Below are 20237 nucleotides of genomic sequence, written 5' to 3'. Positions count from 1 at the left end.
GTACTAGTTTTTCATGCTACATTTTGTGGTTTTGAGACAGATGAAAAATAGAGAAAGCATTTGCTAGTGTCCCTTATTAAAGACAAAACTGCTTATTAAGCCAAAGCTGCTTAAAGGCTGATGCTAAGTATTCTAGCTTGTCTTGTTAAATAGGAATCAGCCATATAATAGGAGGTTATGTTGACCTATTACATGGCTGATTTCTTTAATACTATCATACAGAGGTGGATTTGACGCTCTGAAGTTATCAAGTATTTTTTAATGCTGATTAACCTAGGCAGCTTTCTTCTTTTCCTTTGCCACTCTTTCAAGCATTTTTAGTACTAGCTCCTCTGTTGCTGTAAGATGCCCTGATTGAGAAGTTGTTGCATTATGTCTTTCAAGGTACTCTATCAAACGATCTTCTCTAAAAAGATTAACTACTTCAGGATGAATATAATACTTACTACAGACGCTTGGTGTATTACCTAAACCTTTCGCCACTTCTTTTACAGCCTTTTTTATAGACTTTTCTTTATTTAGCTCTGGATCTTCGTCCAGCACATTCTCCAGGCATTCAACCATACGCACTGTTCCTCCCCATGTACGGAAATCTTTGGCTGAAAAATCTTCCTCCGTTACTTCTCGTAAATAGTCATTCACATCCCCCGACTCCAGCGTATGCCGCTGCCCTTCTTCATCATAATACTGAAAAAGATCGTAGCCAGGTATATCTTTACACTTCTTCACAAGGCGTGCAAGCCTGCGATCTTTCAAATCTATCTCATGCTCGACTCCTTTTTTACCCTTGAAAGTAAATTTAATTTTGCTGCCTTCAATTTTCACATGCTTGTCGCGTAGGGTAGTCAGGCCATAGGATTTATTCTCCTTTGCATAAGTTCTGTTACCAACTCTAATAAGGGCATTATCCATGATGGAAAGTACCACCGCCGTTACTTTTCTCCTGTCCAGGCTGCGTGAAGTGATATCCTGCTGAATTCGCTCACGCAACTGAGGCAGATGTTTCCCGAAGGAGATCATTCTGCCAAACTTGGTCAGGCTTCGTGCCTGCTGCCACTCCGGATGATAAAGATACTGCTTACGCCCTTTATCATCTCGGCCCGTTGCCTGCAGGTGCCCCTTTGGTGACTTACAAATCCACACATCCGTCCAGGCAGGCGGAATCACCAAAGCTTTAATGCGCTCGAGCGTTTTTTCGTCTGAAATACGTTCCCCCTTTTTGTCTACATAATAAAAAACTTTACCAGCTTTCTTTCTCGTATAGCCAGGGCTGGAATCCGATGTATAACGTAAACCGGCCCATTCCGCAGACTTACTTGGGTCTGCATATAATTCGTGCAAATTGTTCTTCTTAGCCATCTCTATAGGCTCTATTGTCTCACCTCCTGCTAATACTGTACAATCTTTTAAAAGTTTTCTTTAAAGCTGCTAATTCATCCTTGCAAAAAGGTTTTAGTATCAAGAGAAGTGATAGTGATCTTCTAATTAAGATGAACCTTTACATAAACTGAATTATCTTTGTCTCTGAAAATACTCTACCAAACTACATGCACAAAAACATATCATACTTATACGCTTTCTTCGGAATATTTTTAATCATCTGCGGATTTGTAGCAGTAGACCTTGCCGGCGAGCAAGCGAATACAGCCCTCATTACAGGCACAGTAGGTGGCATATTAGGTTTAACTGCTGGTCATTTCCTTAACCGAGGCCACCGATGGGGCTTTTATCTGGGTACAGTTGAAGCAGGAATATTAACAGTGCTTTTGGGCTGGCGCTCCGGCACATATTTCATTCATTTGCTGGAAATGGTACGCGGGCAACAAGAAGCCATGAGTACACAAACCGCTGGCATGGCTTTTCTTTTAACAACAGCTATGTTAGTAATAACACTTCTTACTCTAACAGTATCAATCATGTTCTCTAAGCAGGTACTGACAGAGACAAAATAGCGGCTTTTACTATGTAAATTAAGAAATAAGAACCTAAACATCGCGCTATCTTTCATACAGCTTAACAATTGAAGGTGGTATAGATGCAGCCAGTTCTTAAGCAATTTAGTTCTGCCTTCTTACCGAACTTAACAGATCATCAACTGAAAGAACTAATCAAAACCTGATCTGTAGACAGAGGGATATACAACATTAGGTAAAGAAAGCTTTTGAGAAAATCAGGAGCTTTCTTTATTTTGCGCCCCCTCCTATGAAACTGTGCCAATTATGGTTGCAACCTTTAGTCAGAAAGATTGCGTAAAGCACGTTGCAACTAATATATTCAGATAAAGAAAAAATAGCTTTACTAACTTAGAAACCATTAATTTTCAATCAACATAAAGATGTTCAATAAATACCTTCCTACTCCCCTTTGGTTGTTTTCAATTTTGAGCTTGCTGGCTTTAGGGAGTTGTGATAATAACGATGGTGTTATTTTCTCCATTCAGGATGACCTGAACCTTGGAAAGCAGGTAGCTGCTGAGGTAGATTCTACCAATAGAGCGCAAGGTATCTTACTGGAGCGTAATAGTACCAATGCAAAGGCTTACACGCATCTGGATAACATCGTAAACAGAGTTCTTAACTCTGGAGAAGTAAAGTATAAGTCTGAGTTCCCGTGGACAGTAAAAATTATCAAAGACCCTGAAGCACTCAATGCTTTTGCCACCCCGGGAGGTTATATATATGTGTACTCGGGTTTAATTGATTACCTGGACGATGAAGATCACCTGGCGGGGGTACTGGCACATGAAATTGCCCACGCCGATAAGCGACATAGTGTAAAACAGTTACAGCAACAATATGGCATAGCTTTACTATTATCAGTGGCTCTGGGAAATAACCCAGGCACTTTGCGCCAGATTGCAACTGAGCTAGCAGGAAACCTTACGGGATTAAGTTTCAGTCGTAGTGCTGAAACTGAAGCAGACACTTACTCCGTATCATACCTGGGAGGCACCAACTACTACGCCTGCGACGGAGCAGCCGGCTTTTTTATTAAGTTAGAACAGGAAGACAACCAAGCCAGCACACCAGAGTTCCTGAGTACGCACCCTAACCCAGGTAATCGTATCCAAAATATTCAGCAAACGGCGCAGGAAAGAGGCTGTAGTACTACATCGGCACCAGACACTGACTTAGATCATCTTAAAAGCGCCTTAGGACTGTAACCACCATGCCTGCTCTGAACCGCAGGCATTTTTTTAATCATTATGAATAATCTTAAGAAAGCAGCGGCCAAGGCTGTTCTGAAAACGGAAGAGAAAGTTGATTTGCTTACGTTCCAGCTTAAGCGTAAACTAAACATGATGCAGCCACTGCAGATTGTCACTTACCGCAGCTATGGAACAGAAAACAGGCTTTATGTAAAGGGGCGTGTACTAGTAGACAAAGGCATTAAGCAATCAGAAGCAGAAGATACAGTATGGGAAAACCTGCTGAACATGTACCGCCGATTTGAGACAGATGAAGTACCCAATGCCCGGATTCAACTTGTTTTAAATGGCCATGTGAACGAAATTACGACTGATGTAGAAGGTTATTTTGTGTTGAACCTACAGCCAAAGACTCCTATCAAAGCTGATGATACCTGGCATCCGATTGATGTAAAACTAATTGATGCCCCGGTAAAGTTTGAAGAAGAGATTACAGAGACGGCTTATGTACTAGTCCCTCCGCCAGATGCAGAATATGGCATTATTTCAGACATTGATGATACCATTGTTCGTACTGGTGCCACTAACTTGTTGCAGACAGGCAAAAATGTACTGCTGAACAATGCACACACTCGCCTTCCTTTTCATGGAGTATCGCAGTTTTACCGTTCGCTGCGACTTGGCAGAAACGGCAAACACAACAATCCTTTTTTCTATGTATCCAGCAGCCCTTGGAACAACTATGATCTTTTGTACCACTTCCTGGAGCTCAACGACATTCCGCAAGGGCCTCTCCTGCTCCGCGATATGGGAATAGACGAAAGCAAGTTTCTGCACTCGGACCACATGAGCCATAAGTATAAAGAGATTGAAAACATCCTGATTACTTACCCTAAACTTAATTTTATACTGATAGGCGACAGCGGACAACAGGATGCTCCTATTTACCAGAAAGTAGTTAAGAATTACCCGGGGCGAATAATGGCAATCTATATAAGAGACGTCAACATACAAAAGCGTTCTGAGGTTGTGTTAGGCATAGCTGATGAACTCAAGGCAGGTAACGTCGAGATGTTGCTTGTTAAAAACACTCTTCAGGCAGCTGAACATGCCGCTGATAAGGGTTTTATCTTCACAGAGGAGCTTCCTCATATAGAGAAAGAGAAGAACCTGGATGAGCAGCAAGATAAGTAAGCAAAACATCGTTTCTTAGATAAAATTTATTTCAGATCATGATCTGGATAAATCGGATTTGCATATGACACCTTCGCCTAAAGCCCTTCATGCGCCTTTATTTATCTAAAAGTCAGGATTTAACAATAATCTATATAAGAAGAAGCATAGTCAATTATTAAGCCATAAAACACAGAAGATTGGTGCCGAAAACACCTTCTATACTTTATTAAACTAGCCAATATTTCCTTCTAAGGATTCGAGTATTCAAAAAGTATTTGTAGTCCCTTATTTCACAAAAACTTACAAATGTACTTTTACAACAACAGATAAGAAGGCCTATTACTATGGTTTGCTAAAAACATCAAGAGAATTCTTCAAGTAATTCTCAGCTAAGTTTATCAAATCATGAACAGCCCCTTTGTCTCACGCTATAGTAGTTGGAATTAATATGCCTGGTTCATCAGTTTTTGGTGGTAATTATTTGCATCAGTTATAGTTGGCAAAATGTTCAGCACCTGGTATAGCCCTTCCTCTTTTACAGTGTCTTTTAAAGCGGGGTTAAGTTGATAGAAAAGCAATGGAATGCCCAAGGAGGTTGCCTTATCAGAAAGGTTTAAGACCAGGTGCAAGGCGTCAGTTGAAATAGAAGTGACCTGTTCACAATCTACCCAGACTGTTTTACATTTCGACAGGGTAGTATTATTCAGCACCTGACTTAAAGTAAGGCAATCATCTGTATCAATATGTCCTTTAGCTAAAACAAGGTTATGATTCTTCATATGCTGCACTACTACTGCCATTATGCTCTCTGTTATAGTTATAGATTATTTTGCCTGCATAACCTGTTACAGAAGTAATTGATTTAACGAAATAACAAAAAGTAATTGATTATCAGTAGAGTATAAGTACTTATTATAATAACTCAAACCTCAGTAAAAGTACTTAATTGTAGCTGCAATGTGTTAGCTACACAAACGAATTGTTTTATATTGGTACAAAACTCACACGTTTTGAAGAAAGAAGAGAAATCTTGATGTAAGCTATTACATAAAACACTAATAAACAACATATTACAAAAAAACAGTGTTTAGCTATCAAAGTAGCAGGTTTTACATATGTTATCATTATACCCTCTAAAGCCCTCCTCCTGAAAAAGAAATTCTAAATATAGAATCAAAAAAAGCTAAAGGCTCAGGCAGTAAATAGTTTCAGTTAAAAAGGCAGTATCCTTTACAGCCCTTTTATAACAGCTAAATGAGTGAATTATTATGAAGTTTAAAAAGTTTTTCGATAAAGATGTAACTATTGATCTTACACTCCGTTAATACAAATGGCTAAAAGTTGAAATTTATTTCAATATTAGAAAAGGCTCCTCAATTTGATTGTGGGAGCCTTTTCTTTTTTTGGCTTTAGCAGTAAGCTATTAGTATTAGCTAGAGTGATCGGCTATAATCTTCCATCCATCAGGAAAATGCCTGAAGATAACAGAAAAATAACCTGTAAGATCTCCGGCTGAAACGTCCCGTTTGAGATGCCACTTCCCAACCACTAACCTTGTATCCGGTGATAAAGTCCGTATCTCTTTTAAATTAAATGTAAGTTTACCCATAGCAGAGGCACCTGGGTAGTTGCGCTTATAGTTTTCAAGAGTTTGTTCCCAACCATAAGTGACACCACTTTTACCTACAAAAAGCAAAGAGTCGGACTTCCAGTACCCTTGCATGAAGCATTCTAAATCGCCCCTGCTCCAGCAGGCTGACTGCTCATCCAGTACCTGCTTTAATTCAGTTGCAGCATCGTTCGCTGATGCCATAGTACTCCTACTAGTGGTACAGCCTGTATAAAGCCAAAGCGCAAATAAACTGGCAACAAAGAATAGAGGTTTATTTTTCATCATTTTCCGGAAGAATATCTTTTATATAAGTAGTACCACCTAATCTGCCCATTGCCCTGGAAATACGGGATCTGCGTGTACGCACATAGGAAGAAGGATTTTTAGCCGAAAATTTAATCGGGTTTGGCAATACTGCGGCCAGTAAGGCTGCCTCCCTTCGTTTCAGGTCCATGGCTGGCTTACCAAAGAACTTCTGAGAAGCAGCCTCTACTCCAAACACTCCATCTCCCATTTCAGCAATATTCAGGTAAACCTCTATAATGCGTTCTTTACCCCACAACACTTCTATCAGCACTGTAAAGTAAGCTTCAATGGCTTTACGAAGATAGCTGCGCCCGTGCCACAAGAACACATTTTTAGCAACCTGCTGGCTAATGGTGCTACCTCCTCTTATGTTATTTCCTTTACGGTTACCCTTAAAGGCACCCTTTATCGCATTAAAGTCAAAGCCCTGGTGCACCGGAAAAAGCTGGTCTTCAGAAGCAACCACAGCTAATGGCAACTGCTCCGACATCTCCTCCAAAGCAATAAACTTATACAAGATCTCAGGCTCTTCTCTTTCAGCTTTACCAGCCTCTGCACGGCGCTTCACCATATGTAGTGTAGCTGGCGGAGCCACCCATCTGTAAAGCAACACCCAAGCAATACTCAGCAGCAACAACGACAGCACTAGCTTTACAAATGCCAGCTTAAGTTGCCGCAGCCCCATTTGCTTTTTTTTCATGAAATGTATTCTGTTTTAAGGCCGCAAAGGTAAAAACATTTTCTTATTCGTAGTTCGTGTTAACTTTTTGGACCTGCCAAAAAAACTTGTAAAGTAAAACATGCTCTATTTTTGTAGGGCAACAAAACCTTTTAACCACTTAAACAGATGCACCAGGTAAACCAGTCGGTGAGCTTACCGTAAGTTCAGGAAAAGGATTTTCTGAAAGCTTATTTTTAAGCTCATAATTTTGTTTTAACTTAATGTTTAAGTTATAAAGCCTTTTTACATTTCACTTTTAAAAAGCTATGCCTAAGTACCTCCCACTTTTCCCGCTAGATATTGTGGTGTTTCCCGGAGAGAAGCTAAACCTGCACATTTTTGAGCCAAAATATAAGCAGCTTGTAATGGAATGTGTGGAAGAGGAAAAGACTTTTGGCATACCCACTTATATCCAGAACGGAGTAGGCTTGTACGGCACAGAAATAGAGATTACTAAAGTAGAAAAGAAGTACGGAGGCGGAGAAATGGATATTCGCACCAAAGGAATACGCATATTTAAAATTCTGCAATTTGATAAGATGGCACCGGGCAGGTTGTATGCAGGCGGAGAAGTAGAAGAGATCAACAACTCATTTGATGAAGACATTATAACCAAACTGAAAATAAAAGAAAACATTAAGAAGCTTTATGATGCATTAGGCATTGGCAAACTGTACATGGAAATGCCTGATGACTTCAAGTCTTATGATATTGCTCATCACCTGGGGTTAAACACAGAGCAGGAATATGCCCTATTACAGTTACACAGCGAAAGTGATCGCCAGGAGGTTATACTAGCACATCTGGAGCAAATCGTACCAGTTGTACTTGAAACCGAACGGCTGAAAGAGCGTGTCCGCCTGAACGGTCATTTTAAAAATCTGACTCCACCCAACTATTAAGCTGGTTCGGAGTTTAACCTACCCTTATGCTGACATATTTCCTGATCATAGTACCAACGCTTATATCTGTTTTTCTGATCTTCAATTACTGGCAGGAACGCAAATACAGGCGCAAACCCTATTATAAACTCGCCGATGTTGGCTGGCAAAGAATTACACCTCCTAAAAATGCACAATTAGTACATTCAGTTGCTTTAATAGGAGACATTGGTGCTGTAGCGACAGATGGTACAGATCCGGTGTTGCACCTTTTCAAACAGTGGCAGCAACAGGCCGGAGCTAATGGTACAGCTGTTTTCCTGGGAGACAACCTCTACCCTATCGGTTTACCTCCTGAAGGAAGTAAGTATCGTGCTGCTGCGGAAGAACGCCTGAACCTACTGACCCAGATGCTAAAGAGTTATTCGGGAAAAGGCATCTTTCTGAGTGGCAACCACGACTGGTTTAAAGGCAGAAAAGGAGGCTACCAGCAAATGCTCCGGCAGGAAAAATTTATTGTAGAGAAGCTTCAGGATGAAAACAGTTACCTGCCTCGCAATGGCTGTCCGGGGCCAGTGCCTATACAAATAGCTGAAGGGCTGTTGATGGTCGTGATAAACACACAATGGTGGGTGCATCGGGGAATTCGGCCTTTAGGCAAAGAATATAACTGCCCCTATAGTGATATTGAGCAGTTCTTCCTGGACCTGAACACACTGCTACGCAAAAACCAGCATCAGCGGATACTCATTGTGGCCCATCACCCTCTTTACAGCAACGCCATGCACGGTGGCAAGTTTACAATAAAACAGCACATTTTCCCGCTAACAGCTGCCCATAAGCGCTTTTACATACCCTTGCCGATTTTTGGTTCCGCTTATCCATTCTATCGCAAAATGTTTGGAGCGTATGAAGATATGGCTCATGGTAAATACAAGAAGATGCGTAAACGGTTTTTACAGATCTTCCATCGCTACAGTAACATTATTTATGTTGCGGGCCACGACCATAATCTGCAGCATTTTGAAATCCGCAGGAACCACTACATTGTGAGTGGCTCAGGCAGTAAAACTGCTTTCGTAAAAAAAGGCGGTAAAGCCACGTTTACAGTAGAGCAATTGGGCTTTGTTGTGTTGAACTACTACGACAACGGTCAAGTGTGGATAGAAGTACAGGCAGTGTCTGAGGAAGATAAGGCAGGAAAGATTATCTTTCGAAAGGAGCTTAAGAGCATTTTAAAACCTAATGTTGCTCAGGAGGAGATGATATAAACCATCAGCTATTCCTCTTCATCATCAAAAAGAGGTAAAACAACATTCAAGCTTTGGGTATGCATTTGTACATCAATTCTCTGCTCCATTTGCACAGGTTCCCCGTCCACATGCACTACTTCATTGTCAAGATTATAAATAGTAGCTCTTTTACAGCTTAACCTTCGGCTGTAAACAGAATCATCAATACTATCGGTGTAAAGTTTATATAGAATACCAATGCCTGCTGCTTTAGGAAAAGGCTCAATGAGGCAAATCTCAAACTGGCCGTCATTTATAACACCATTAGGATTGATATTGGCGTTACTACCAAAAGCGTTTGCATTGGCTATAGTTACCATAAAGGCTTTACCCTCGAAAGTATCATTGTCGGTCTCTATTTTATAAGACTTAGGTTCATACCCAAGGTACTCCTGCATGGCTATCCAGGCATAAGCGCCCGGCCCACGACGTCCCCCCTCACAAAAGTTTTTAACTACCAGTGCATTGAAACCCAAATCACTTAGATGAATTGAAATGTGACCGTTTATCTCCAGCGTATCTATACTTTTTATTGTATGGCTGTAGATCATTCTTAAGGCCTCTTCTGTATCCTGGGGTATACCCAAATCTTTAGACAAGCCATTACCTGAACCCAAAGGAATAATACCTAAAGGTAAAGCAGACCCGATAAGTAATGAAGCAACAATACTTACGGTACCGTCTCCGCCTATAGCATAAACCGCATCATATTGTCTTTGTTGAATACGTTCCTTTATAATTTCTTTGTCACGATCGCCCGTAGTTTTATAAATTTCATATTCAATGCCATGCTCCAGGCAAATATCCTCAATGTCTTCCTCTAATTCTTCCTTATCTATGTCACCTGCAATTGGGTTTATAACAAAAAGTATATGTCTATGGGTGGTGGGCTCTTCCATTTTGTTTGAGGTGCTTTTAACTCTTGCCTCTGATACGAAAATCAATTTATAAAGTATTTCGCAAAACCTATAAAGAGTACGGTTTTTACGTATTTGATTCTCGGAGGGACAAAAGTTGTTGTGCTAGTGAAGCATGAGCGTCTTGAGAAATCATGTTTTTATATGCTCCAAATTTTCTATTGCTAATGCTGTAATCCTTCCGGCAGTCCATCAGGATATTCCTGCTGAATGGCTCGTTCTATTTCAGTAACACGGTTGCCTGGGTTAGGGTGAGTTTGAGTGAATTCTGGCCCACTTGCTCCACCACTTGCCTGCTCCAGAATACGCATAACTTCAATCATAGCACGAGGGTCATATCCAGCTTCACCTGTAAGCCTCACCGATAGCCTGTCTGACTCCAGTTCATCCTGCCGGCCATAGCGCATATTCATAAGTTTGCCGACCATAGCCGCCACTACTGCTCCGGAGCGACTGGCAGGATTATCAGGATCATAAGTTGCAATGGCAGCGGCTCCGGTTAGTCCCTGCGTTAGCTTTGCTTTTGCCAATTGTTCAGCAGAGTGACGGGCGACGACATGGCCAATCTCGTGCCCCAGCACACCGGCCAGTTGTGCCTCCGACTCCAGTCTGTTCAGCAATCCGGCTGTTATGAAGACTTGTCCACCGGGTAAGGCGAAAGCATTAACCGTTTGCTCATCTGCCAGTAAATGAAAATCAAAATCATAAGGTGTTTTGCCAGCTTTGGTTTGGCGCACCAAGCGCTGCCCCACCTCTTTTACTCTGGCAGCAGCTGCCTGATCAGAATGCAGGCCACCATATTGCTGTGCCATTTCAGGTGCTGCCTGCAAGCCTAATGCTATTTCCTGCTCTACCGTCATATCTACATGTTGTTTTTCTCCTGTAAACTCATTTTCCTGGGTGTTACACCAGTAGGTTACAAGAGAAACAGCAGCTATCAAGAGCGCTGCTAAAAGCTTTATGATTGCTCTCATTGTATAAAAATAATATTACCACGCCAGGTAAAATCAACTGTCTCCTCTTTCTTATTGCTGCCATAATATTTGGCAGCTGCGACAGCTGGTTCACTATTGCTCTTTTATAGCTTTCTGTACTTTCCGCAGACAAAACGTGTGACAGGAGATTGTAGTTACGAAACAAAACCATCTCTTTCATGATTTAACCAGTACCTTTTTTCACTATGTATAAGCAGTTTGCAGAACAGAGGCATACTTTAAACCTAACCTTTTTTACCTCAGCAAAAGCCTGTAAAGCAATCTAAGTTCATTAAATTTTCGTAACACAGGTAGCTTACTGCTACCAAGCAGTTTAGGAGTTTTAGCTACAACAGTAAACCTATGAATATGAAGAAGACCTTCGGTGCTATACTTACCATACTAGGTATTATTGGCATTATTTGGGGAGCATATGCTTTTATGATGGGAGGTGACGGCGGTGTGTTAGGCAAATGGTCTGCTTTAGTACCATTTGGCGTAGGACTTATTTTTTTCTCTTCGGGTATTGGCTTGGTAAAGACTATAAAAGATCAAACCTAAAGATTTACTTCCTCTATAAAGCAAAAAAGCCACTTTCAGATATGCTTGAAAGTGGCTTTTTGTGTCATGGCTTAAGTGGCCATAACATATATTTTCCTCAAATTTTTGATACCGTACTGCTTAATGTCTCTAGAGCAAAAGCATCTACAGCTGTTGCCGGGTTAAGGTAGTTTGAAGTGTAGTTCTTTTCAGCACCATGAATGTATAATACTGTTTTATCTTTTATGGCATTTATAACATCTTTAGAAACCTCCTGAGGTAAAGCGGGGCAACCTAAGCTCCTGCCAAGGCGTCCATTTCTTTTTACAAAAGCTTCACTTACATAGTCTGCACCATGTATCACTATGGCACGTGGCAAGGCATTAGAATTATACTTATCATCCATGCCAGATAATCTTAACGAAAGGCCATGTTTACCATAATAAGTCTGGTTGGTAAGGTAAAAGCCTACGCTACTCATAAAGGAGTTTGGCTGATTAGAAAATTTCACGGCTTTGTCTCCTCCTGTATTACGGCCATGAGCCACAAGTGTATTGAACAGAACTTTTTTAGAATGCAGGTCGATAGTCCAGAGGCGTTTCTGGCTGCTGGATTTTGTAAAATCCACAACCGTAATTACAGACTTGGAAGGAGAAATTAAATTATTCTTCTTGAAGTTGTGAAAGCCTATAAGAGCTTTCTGAAACACATCAAAAGACAGGCCTTTTCGCTGCAAATCTGCACTATTATAAATGTCTAAAACATGATCATTGAAAGCAGCCTGCTTTTCCGCAAACGTAAGCCTATCGGGCATAGTAGAGGTAACAGGTGTTGTAATAACAGGTGCTTTTACAGCAGTAGAAGGAAGCACATCCGCATGCACACCATCGGCTGGCAACGTAAAAGAAAACGATAATAGCCCAAGAGTAAGGGTAGATAATACTGCTCTTAACATAGGTTTTTCAAGCTTAAGTTTGTGGAGTAGTTACAAAGGGAACAGGTTTATCACCTGTAATTGTTCCGGCTGTTTTAAACTATCTCTATCCTGATCTATAATAATTATCCAACTACACATATAAAACCAACAGTAAAAGCCTGTTATTATATGTTTCTTGTATAACTAATTTAGGCTAAAAATATTTCATTCCACTATATTTTTACTGATTATCTTGTCTTATACAACATGATGCTGCAACTTTATGACCCAAAACCAATAATGATGAAGCATTTTTTTTTAATACCGTTACTAATATGCCTGTTACTGAGTTCCTGCAGTACTCCTGAAAGCTTTAAGAACTTTGATAGCGAAACATGGAAAAATGATCGTTATGCCTGCGATAACAAACGAATGCAGCTAGTAGAAGACTTTGAGAAAATTAAACAAGACCTAATTGGTAAGAAAGAATATGTGATACGCAATGTACTTGGGAAACCAGACAATGAAGAACTACTTGAAGGGAACCAACGCAATTACTATTATTACTTGGAACCAGGCTCTCAATGCACAGAACGCAACAAGATGTCAGAAGCAAACAGAGTAGGCGTTCGCATAAATGCCATTGGTAAAGCATCCGAGATTTTTTATAAAGACCCTATACAAAAAATAAAGCCCGAATAAACCGGGCTTTATTTTTTGTATAGGCAGAGCGAAACGCTTACTCGTTCTCACTCACTAATATCATATTTCGCTGTTCGTCTAGCTTCAGAAATGCCTGCATCTGAACTTCTGAAAGCAGCTTCGTTATAGCTTTGTCGTTTTCAAAATTAATATTTCGTATAACTCTTGAAAGAATAACAGGATCATTCTGATAAACCTCTTCCGCTGTCATTATTTCATTATAGCGGAAGAGGTTCAATTCCAGCACCTGCTTATGCTGATCATCATCCAGTTTCAATTCCAGCTGTAACTCCTGGGTAACCATGTCAGGGCCTGTTAAGTTAACAGCTAAAACCAACTTATCAAGCTTTTCATCTGAACGATACCTGCTTTGTGAAAAACCACAGACAGAGATAAGGCAAGCAACAGCTAAAAGTAATATTTTCTTCATACGCTTTCCTTTATTATTATTTCTTCATCATTTAACGTATTTAATGCAACGCAGGTTCTCCTTTATCAAGATTTATTAGCACTTTATTTTTTGATTATCAAACAATTACAGCAAAGTGATTATCAACTAAGACTATACTGCTTTTTTAAAGTGACTAGTAATAAATATTATAAAATTTATATGTTACTCTTCTCTTTACAAATGGTATAAACTAAGAGAGAATTAAAGATTATTTAAAAGCACGGATGCAAAGCAGCACAAATGCTTACGTATTAAAACATATAAGTATGAAGACATTAGATTACAACCCTAGTACCTTGGAAGTCACAATTGCTAAAGCATTAAAGGAACTTACCCCACAGTTGGAAGAAAAATTAGGTAAAGGAGAACAGGTAATAGATATTCAATCTGTTTATGATGCTGATAACCCACTGGTTACATTCAAGATTAAAGACAATGAGGGCGATTTACACGAAGTAGTTATACAAATAATACAGAGGCCAGATCAAATTGTGTCTTAAAACCACTGTTAGTTCCAAACACGAAGGCCCGCCAGAATTATCTGGCGGGCCTTCGTGTTTGGAACTAACAGTGGTTTATGAATTGGGGCCACCTGGAATTTCATGGTTAGGTTTTTTAAACCATTGCATGGCTATAAAAGAGATCAGAAAACCTGATATGATTCCTTCCACCATTAGTACCATAAAAATAACAACACCTGGCGTTGACTCCATGCGGTCGCCAAACATATTGTCTGCTGCAATTGCCTCTATAAGCTCTCCTCCTGCTGTCTTTGTATAAACAAGCATAAACACGGCAAAAAGAGCGGAGCCAACAAGAGCAGTCAAAAACCCTGTGCCTATTCCTTTCAGATACGGGATATCTCCGTTGACGCTTATCTTATAGCCTCTTATAGCAAGACATACACCCACAGCCATTATAACAGCATTAAAGAAACGAAGCTCCAAGACCTTCTCAAAGCCCAGTAACATCATTAGTAAAAAATACACTATAAGGCCCAGGGCGGTAAAAACGCCATATTTTAAGCCAACTTTTTCCATAGTTTGTAGTTTCTTTTGTAGGTAAAAATTCCTTTTGTACTCAAAGGCTATACCTTATCATTAGACATAGTGTGTTGTGGCTTCTTAAACCATTGCATGGCTATAAAAGCAAGCCAGAACCCTGGCCAGGAACCATAAACAATAGTCAATGCAAATAAAGCAAGTACTGAAATACTTTCAGGGAATAGAGCACTGGCCTGTAAATTAGCAAGATAAGCTGTGTCAATGGTAGTAACGTATAAAACTAAGAACAAAGCCAGTATGGTAGAGGATACTACCCCGACTGTAGCACCTATTGCCAACCCCTGGAAATAATTTATCATGCCTCCCTTGGCTTTTTTAAAGTTAGCTAAAGCCACACAAATACCAATCACTAAAAAGATACCACTAATAAATGATAGCTCAATAGCATTGCTAAACCCAAGCACTCTCATTAACAGGAAAAACAGTACATGGGCAATACCCACAAAAATCCCATATTTTAAAGATACTTTCTGGTAAGATACATTTGAAGGTGCCATATTTTTTCTTTTAAATTTTTCTTATTATTTATTTTAAAATGAACAGATTAAGCACTCTATTGGTTATTCAATAAACGTCGGATTATGGTCCGGCAAAATATATTAAGTGCATTTACTGTATATAACTAAAATTATATACTACAGAAAATGGCGTGGCGTTGTGCTTTAGGCAATTTATTTTACACATGGCACCTCAATAACCTCATTAAAAAGGCTTTATGCATGAGTGTTAAACGCCTCTGATAAATGGCTTTTAACACTTTTAGCCAATCCCCACTTTATTTTGTAATTTTGTATTGTAATCGTTCGTAATAGCTCATTTATAAATATCTATGATTAGTACCAGCAATGTCAGCCTGTCTTACGGCAAGCGCACATTATTTGAAGATGTAACTATTAAGTTTACTCCCGGCAACTGTTATGGCCTTATTGGTGCCAACGGAGCCGGAAAGTCTACTTTTCTAAAAATATTATCCGGCGAGATAGAGCCTAACACAGGTACCGTAGATATACCTGCCAATGCTCGTCTTGCTGTTTTGAAACAGAACCAGTTTGCTTACGATGAATTTCCTGCGCTTCAGACGGTTATAATGGGCCACAAACGCCTATGGGACATCATGCATGAAAAAGATGCTATCTACGCTAAACCAGACTTCAACGAAGAAGACGGTATACGTGCAGCTGAACTAGAGGGGGAATTTGCTGACCTGGAAGGATGGAACGCAGAGTATGAAGCAGCAGAACTGTTAAGTGGCCTTGGTATAAGCGAAGACCTTCACTACTCTCTTATGAAAGACCTGAGTGGTAGCGAAAAGGTACGTGTTCTGCTGGCCCAGGCCCTGTTCGGTAATCCTGATATCTTGTTGCTCGATGAGCCTACCAACCACCTGGATGCGGAGTCTATTATGTGGCTGGAAAACTTCTTGGATAATTTTAAAAACACTGTTATTGTTGTGTCTCACGACCGCCACTTCCTGGATGCCGTTTGTACACACATTGCCGATGTTGACTTTAGCAAAGTACAAATGTTTGCCGGTAACTATACGTTCTGGTACGAGTCCAGCCAGCTAGCCCTAAAGCAACGTGCCGACGCTAACAAAAAAGTAGAAGACAAGCGTAAAGAACTGGAAGAGTTTATTCGACGTTTCAGTGCCAATGCATCTAAATCAAAACAAGCAACTTCACGTGCCAAATTACTGGAAAAACTTACGCTAGATGACATTAAGCCATCTTCCCGTAAGTACCCGTACATAGCCTTTAAACCTGAGCGTGAGCCTGGTAATCAGTTGCTAAGCGTAAATAACCTTAGCAAGTCTGTTGACGGCACTCCTGTTTTCAACGATGTTACTTTTATGGTTGACAAAGGAGATAAGATTGCAGTTCTAGGTCGTAACGATATTGCAGCATCTACTTTTTTTAAAGTAATAACTGGAGAAGCAAAAGCTGACTCAGGTGATTACTCTTGGGGTACCACCATTACGACTTCTTTTTTCCCTAAAGATAATGAAGAGTTTTTCGATACAAACCTTAACCTGGTTGATTGGTTAAGACAATATTCTGTGGAGAAAGACGAAAGCTTTATCCGTGGTTTCCTGGGCAGAATGTTATTCTCTGGTGAGGAATCTTTAAAGCAGGCAAGTGTTCTATCTGGTGGAGAAAAAGTACGTTGTATGTTCTCTAAAATAATGCTAGAGTCTGGTAATGTTTTAGTTCTCGATGATCCAACTAACCACTTAGACCTTGAATCTATTATTGCCCTTAACAACGCTCTGAAAGATTTTGATGGCAGCCTTTTGTTTTCGTCTCATGACTTACAATTTGTGGATACTGTTGCAAACAGAATTATAGAACTTACTCCAAATGGTGTTATCGATAGACGCATGAGCTATGAGGAATACCTGAATGATGATTACATCAAAGACCTGCGTAAAAAAATGAATGCCACAGCGGTGGTTTAATCTTTGTAATTGTTGGTAAAAATTATAATGCCGTGCTTTAAAAGAGGCACGGCATTTTTTAAACTATCAAGCACCAAAGCAATAGTTAACATTAAATTAGCGTTTGAATTATTAACTTCAATCTTCTAAGTTAGGAGACAAAATTTAATTAACAGAGCCTTAAAAGATTATTAGTATTGATATTGGTAATAATCTTTTAAGGCTCTGAAAAAGTTATTTAACTAACGTTTTGATATTTTTGCCTTATAAACAAGCATCATAAACTACCACTATGCCTCAGCGCCTGCGCTTTTCTTTCATTCTGAGTCTGATACTCCTGATTCTAAGCACTGAAGTTTCTTTTGGCCAGACTGAGCCTGACACAGTACGCCGGAAACCTGTATTACCCACAGGCCCACCTACTCCTACAACTGAACCTGTAAGGCCAAGGAAGCAGCCAAGAACAATCGATCAGCAACCACAGCAAAACTCCGTACAGGTTCAAAAATCAACAGAAGTCCAGGATGAGGAGGTGAAAGAGAAAGTTCCTCTGATTGATCGCCTGTACTTTGGTGGTAGCTTTGGTCTGCAGTTTGGTACTTATACCAATATTTCGCTGTTGCCTATTATTGGTTATAAATTAACAGATAAATTCAGCGTAGGAGGAGGCTTAGTTTATCATTTCAGACGAGCTTATGGTGTTACCTTACAAAACTTTGGAGGAAGGGCTTTTACCCAAGTGGAAATGTTTAATATTGGAGATGGTGCCATCATAGCACATGGTGAGGTAGAGTATATCAGTAGTGAATATTTTTCTCCTTTTACAAGTTATCTTTATAAGGAGCGCACAGCCATAGCGTTACCTATGATAGGACTTGGCTATCGCCAGCGGATCAGTGATAAAGCTTCTTTTGACCTGCTGCTACTTTACAATGTCAGGAAAGATGAATATGCAAACCCGTATAGTAACCCGGTAATTCGGGCAGGTTTCAACTTTCCTTTCAGACAATAACCCATCAAGCATTCCTGTAAAAAAATAAGGCTGCTCTTTCGAGACAGCCTTATTTTTTATTATATTTATATTAACGTCAACCACGAATAAGTCGCAGTAACACTACTATTACGGCAATTACCAGCAAGATGTGAATTAACCCACCTACAGCGTCAGGGAATCCTAAGAAACCAATCAGCCAGAATATTACAAGTACCACTGCTATTAAATACAATAAATTTCCCATAGTTTTATTTTTTTGTGTCAAATATTTAACTTATAAGTATTAAACGATTTCGACCCGTAGAGGTTATGCACTACGAATCAAGCGTAATAAAACTGCTATTACGGCTAGTACTAATAAAACGTGAATTATTCCACCCACGGCATCAGGAAATCCTAAGAAGNCAACCACGAATAAGTCGCAGTAACACTACTATTACGGCAATTACCAGCAAGATGTGAATTAACCCACCTACAGCGTCAGGGAATCCTAAGAAACCAATCAGCCAGAATATTACAAGTACCACTGCTATTAAATACAATAAATTTCCCATAGTTTTATTTTTTTGTGTCAAATATTTAACTTATAAGTATTAAACGATTTCGACCCGTAGAGGTTATGCACTACGAATCAAGCGTAATAAAACTGCTATTACGGCTAGTACTAATAAAACGTGAATTATTCCACCCACGGCATCAGGAAATCCTAAGAAGCCAATCAGCCAGAATATTACAAGTACCACTGCTATTAAATACAATAAATTTCCCATAGTTTTAGATTTTAATACTCTCTTACATACTACATCTGCCTGCTCTTCTACTTCTTTAATCCAGAAATTTACTAACAGGCATTATTTGTATTTTTTTGTTTTAGGCTTTTACGCATCTATATTTTAAAGGATTTATATTTAAGCACTTTTTTGTATGAATAAAATAATATACTTATTAAGTAAATAATATCTCAAAGGCGTTACACCACCATTACCATTTATTAATCAGTAACTTATAAGTAAAAAAACTAATACCTATCCCCAAAACATTTATTAACTTCTTTTTTTAACATTACGGTACTACAACTAGTAGCATAGTTTCTCGCTCTAAATCTTTAGTTAGAATATTTAAAGGCACTACAAAACAACAACAGGTTTATCTTAATTTATTTTAGCTTTGTATAGCTCAGCTAATAAGTTAAACTACACCTATGAAGAAAATTTCAATTATTGGTTCTGGTACTATGGGCAATGGAATTGCTCATGTGTTTGCTCAGAATGGTTTTAATGTTTCGCTTGTAGACATATCGGAGGTGGCCCTTCAAAAAGCACTTGCCACCATTTCTAAAAACCTGGACAGAATTATTGCTAAGGGAAACCTAACAGAAGAAGAAAAGTCAGAGACACTAGAAAACATTACGACCTTTACAAACACACAAAAAGCCGTTAAGGATGCTGACTTAGTAGTAGAAGCAGCCACCGAAAATGTTGATCTGAAGCTGAAGATTTTTAAAGACCTAAACAGCTATACAAAGCCAAATGCCATTCTTGCCTCCAACACCTCCTCTATTTCTATAACAAAGATAGCTTCTGTAACTGATCGCCCTGATAGAGTTATTGGCATGCATTTTATGAATCCAGTACCTGTGATGAAGCTAGTTGAGATAATAAGGGGGTATTCAACTTCTGATGCCGTTACGCAAGAGGTGATGGGAATAGCACTCCAACTAGGTAAAGTTCCTACCGAGTGTAATGATTATCCTGGTTTTGTGGCTAACCGCATCCTGATGCCCATGATTAACGAAGCTATTTACAGCTTGTATGAAGGAGTAGCTGGTGTGGAAGAAATAGACACGATCATGAAGTTGGGTATGGCTCATCCTATGGGACCTTTACAATTGGCTGACTTTATAGGCCTGGATGTTTGTCTGTCTATTCTTAATGTTCTATATGAAGGATTTGGAAACCAGAAATATGCTCCTTGCCCACTGCTGGTGAATATGGTACAGGCAGGCCATAAAGGTATAAAGTCAGGGCAAGGTTTTTATTCCTGGATACATGGAACTAAAGAGCTTGTTGTAAGTAATAGATTCAGAAAAAAATAGCAGTTAATAGTTTT

The 20237-nt window shown here is 39.6% G+C and carries 25 protein-coding genes; 11 read left to right on the top strand and 14 right to left on the bottom strand.

The window, feature by feature from the left end:
* Positions 1–273: 273 nt before the first annotated feature.
* A complete protein-coding gene (locus LN995_RS16355; RefSeq protein WP_229962160.1) occupies positions 274–1359 on the bottom strand; it encodes a DNA topoisomerase IB in 1086 nt (361 codons plus the stop codon).
* A 188-nt stretch (positions 1360–1547) separates the two neighbouring features.
* Between LN995_RS16355 and LN995_RS16350 the strand changes: the two genes are divergently transcribed.
* The 3 genes from LN995_RS16350 (at position 1548) to LN995_RS16340 (ending at position 4342) form a co-directional block, all read left to right on the top strand.
* On the top strand, positions 1548–1952 hold the full coding sequence (locus tag LN995_RS16350; protein WP_229962159.1) for a hypothetical protein: 405 nt from the start codon (positions 1548–1550) through the stop codon (positions 1950–1952).
* A gap of 383 nt (positions 1953–2335) precedes the next feature.
* A complete protein-coding gene (locus tag LN995_RS16345; protein ID WP_229962158.1) occupies positions 2336–3163 on the top strand; it encodes a M48 family metalloprotease in 828 nt (275 codons plus the stop codon).
* 42 nt (positions 3164–3205) lie between these two features.
* Positions 3206–4342 carry an App1 family protein gene (locus LN995_RS16340; protein ID WP_229962157.1) on the top strand — a complete coding sequence of 379 codons (1137 nt, stop codon included), beginning with the start codon at positions 3206–3208 and terminating at the stop codon, positions 4340–4342.
* Between the two features lie 425 nt (positions 4343–4767).
* Here the strand turns inward: LN995_RS16340 and LN995_RS16335 are convergent, their stop codons facing one another.
* The 3 genes from LN995_RS16335 to mtgA form a co-directional block, all read right to left on the bottom strand.
* Complete coding sequence (locus LN995_RS16335; protein WP_229962156.1) at positions 4768–5103, bottom strand: STAS domain-containing protein; 336 nt, start codon at positions 5101–5103, stop codon at positions 4768–4770.
* Between the two features lie 650 nt (positions 5104–5753).
* Positions 5754–6137, bottom strand: a complete 384-nt coding sequence (locus LN995_RS16330) for a YybH family protein (protein ID WP_229962155.1) — start codon at positions 6135–6137, stop codon at positions 5754–5756.
* Positions 6138–6207: 70 nt separating this feature from the next.
* Positions 6208–6942, bottom strand: a complete 735-nt coding sequence (mtgA, locus tag LN995_RS16325) for a monofunctional biosynthetic peptidoglycan transglycosylase (protein ID WP_229962154.1) — start codon at positions 6940–6942, stop codon at positions 6208–6210.
* Positions 6943–7229: 287 nt separating this feature from the next.
* Between mtgA and LN995_RS16320 the strand changes: the two genes are divergently transcribed.
* Both LN995_RS16320 and LN995_RS16315 read left to right on the top strand, forming a co-directional pair.
* Positions 7230–7865 carry an LON peptidase substrate-binding domain-containing protein gene (locus tag LN995_RS16320; RefSeq protein ID WP_229962153.1) on the top strand — a complete coding sequence of 212 codons (636 nt, stop codon included), beginning with the start codon at positions 7230–7232 and terminating at the stop codon, positions 7863–7865.
* 26 nt (positions 7866–7891) lie between these two features.
* Positions 7892–9115, top strand: a complete 1224-nt coding sequence (locus tag LN995_RS16315; protein ID WP_229962152.1) for a metallophosphoesterase — start codon at positions 7892–7894, stop codon at positions 9113–9115.
* Between the two features lie 8 nt (positions 9116–9123).
* Here LN995_RS16315 and LN995_RS16310 read toward each other — a convergent pair whose 3' ends face one another.
* Both LN995_RS16310 and LN995_RS16305 read right to left on the bottom strand, forming a co-directional pair.
* Positions 9124–10035, bottom strand: coding sequence for a diacylglycerol/lipid kinase family protein (locus LN995_RS16310; RefSeq protein WP_229962151.1), 912 nt, complete (start codon positions 10033–10035; stop codon positions 9124–9126).
* A 182-nt stretch (positions 10036–10217) separates the two neighbouring features.
* Positions 10218–11027 (bottom strand): M48 family metallopeptidase, encoded by an 810-nt coding sequence (locus tag LN995_RS16305; RefSeq protein WP_229962150.1) that lies wholly within the window; start codon positions 11025–11027, stop codon positions 10218–10220.
* A gap of 369 nt (positions 11028–11396) precedes the next feature.
* Between LN995_RS16305 and LN995_RS16300 the strand changes: the two genes are divergently transcribed.
* Positions 11397–11588, top strand: a complete 192-nt coding sequence (locus LN995_RS16300) for a hypothetical protein (RefSeq protein ID WP_229962149.1) — start codon at positions 11397–11399, stop codon at positions 11586–11588.
* 97 nt (positions 11589–11685) lie between these two features.
* Here the strand turns inward: LN995_RS16300 and LN995_RS16295 are convergent, their stop codons facing one another.
* The gene (locus tag LN995_RS16295; RefSeq protein ID WP_229962148.1) at positions 11686–12522 is read right to left on the bottom strand and encodes a murein L,D-transpeptidase catalytic domain family protein; all 837 of its coding nucleotides are present in this window, start codon (positions 12520–12522) and stop codon (positions 11686–11688) included.
* A 261-nt stretch (positions 12523–12783) separates the two neighbouring features.
* On the opposite strand from LN995_RS16295, the gene LN995_RS16290 reads away from it, so the two are divergent.
* On the top strand, positions 12784–13185 hold the full coding sequence (locus LN995_RS16290; protein ID WP_229962147.1) for a hypothetical protein: 402 nt from the start codon (positions 12784–12786) through the stop codon (positions 13183–13185).
* A gap of 37 nt (positions 13186–13222) precedes the next feature.
* Here LN995_RS16290 and LN995_RS16285 read toward each other — a convergent pair whose 3' ends face one another.
* Positions 13223–13615, bottom strand: coding sequence for a hypothetical protein (locus tag LN995_RS16285; RefSeq protein WP_229962146.1), 393 nt, complete (start codon positions 13613–13615; stop codon positions 13223–13225).
* Between the two features lie 287 nt (positions 13616–13902).
* Between LN995_RS16285 and LN995_RS16280 the strand changes: the two genes are divergently transcribed.
* Positions 13903–14136 carry a hypothetical protein gene (locus LN995_RS16280; RefSeq protein WP_229962145.1) on the top strand — a complete coding sequence of 78 codons (234 nt, stop codon included), beginning with the start codon at positions 13903–13905 and terminating at the stop codon, positions 14134–14136.
* Between the two features lie 75 nt (positions 14137–14211).
* On the opposite strand, the gene LN995_RS16275 is transcribed toward LN995_RS16280, so the two are convergent.
* Complete coding sequence (locus LN995_RS16275; protein ID WP_229962144.1) at positions 14212–14676, bottom strand: DUF4199 domain-containing protein; 465 nt, start codon at positions 14674–14676, stop codon at positions 14212–14214.
* Between the two features lie 47 nt (positions 14677–14723).
* A complete protein-coding gene (locus LN995_RS16270) occupies positions 14724–15197 on the bottom strand; it encodes a DUF4199 domain-containing protein (RefSeq protein WP_229962143.1) in 474 nt (157 codons plus the stop codon).
* A 332-nt stretch (positions 15198–15529) separates the two neighbouring features.
* On the opposite strand from LN995_RS16270, the gene LN995_RS16265 reads away from it, so the two are divergent.
* Both LN995_RS16265 and LN995_RS16260 read left to right on the top strand, forming a co-directional pair.
* On the top strand, positions 15530–17155 hold the full coding sequence (locus tag LN995_RS16265; protein WP_229962142.1) for an ABC-F family ATP-binding cassette domain-containing protein: 1626 nt from the start codon (positions 15530–15532) through the stop codon (positions 17153–17155).
* 271 nt (positions 17156–17426) lie between these two features.
* Positions 17427–18146, top strand: a complete 720-nt coding sequence (locus tag LN995_RS16260) for a hypothetical protein (protein WP_229962141.1) — start codon at positions 17427–17429, stop codon at positions 18144–18146.
* Between the two features lie 76 nt (positions 18147–18222).
* Here LN995_RS16260 and LN995_RS16255 read toward each other — a convergent pair whose 3' ends face one another.
* The 4 genes from LN995_RS16255 to LN995_RS16240 all read right to left on the bottom strand — a co-directional run bounded on the left by LN995_RS16255 (position 18223) and on the right by LN995_RS16240 (position 18898).
* Positions 18223–18372, bottom strand: coding sequence for a lmo0937 family membrane protein (locus tag LN995_RS16255; RefSeq protein ID WP_229962140.1), 150 nt, complete (start codon positions 18370–18372; stop codon positions 18223–18225).
* Between the two features lie 63 nt (positions 18373–18435).
* Complete coding sequence (locus LN995_RS16250) at positions 18436–18540, bottom strand: lmo0937 family membrane protein (protein WP_394801835.1); 105 nt, start codon at positions 18538–18540, stop codon at positions 18436–18438.
* Positions 18515–18682: a lmo0937 family membrane protein gene (locus LN995_RS16245; protein ID WP_229962139.1), complete on the bottom strand. Its 168-nt coding sequence runs from the start codon at positions 18680–18682 to the stop codon at positions 18515–18517. The genes LN995_RS16250 and LN995_RS16245 overlap by 26 nt, the downstream gene beginning before the upstream one ends.
* 63 nt (positions 18683–18745) lie before the next feature.
* Positions 18746–18898, bottom strand: coding sequence for a lmo0937 family membrane protein (locus LN995_RS16240; RefSeq protein ID WP_229962138.1), 153 nt, complete (start codon positions 18896–18898; stop codon positions 18746–18748).
* 431 nt (positions 18899–19329) lie between these two features.
* Between LN995_RS16240 and LN995_RS16235 the strand changes: the two genes are divergently transcribed.
* Complete coding sequence (locus LN995_RS16235) at positions 19330–20223, top strand: 3-hydroxybutyryl-CoA dehydrogenase (protein ID WP_229962137.1); 894 nt, start codon at positions 19330–19332, stop codon at positions 20221–20223.
* Positions 20224–20237 lie beyond the last annotated feature (14 nt).

Origin of the sequence: Pontibacter silvestris (genome assembly GCF_020907275.1) — a bacterium.
Classification (GTDB): domain Bacteria; phylum Bacteroidota; class Bacteroidia; order Cytophagales; family Hymenobacteraceae; genus Pontibacter; species Pontibacter silvestris.
This window is presented reverse-complemented; position numbering and strand designations above follow the sequence as displayed.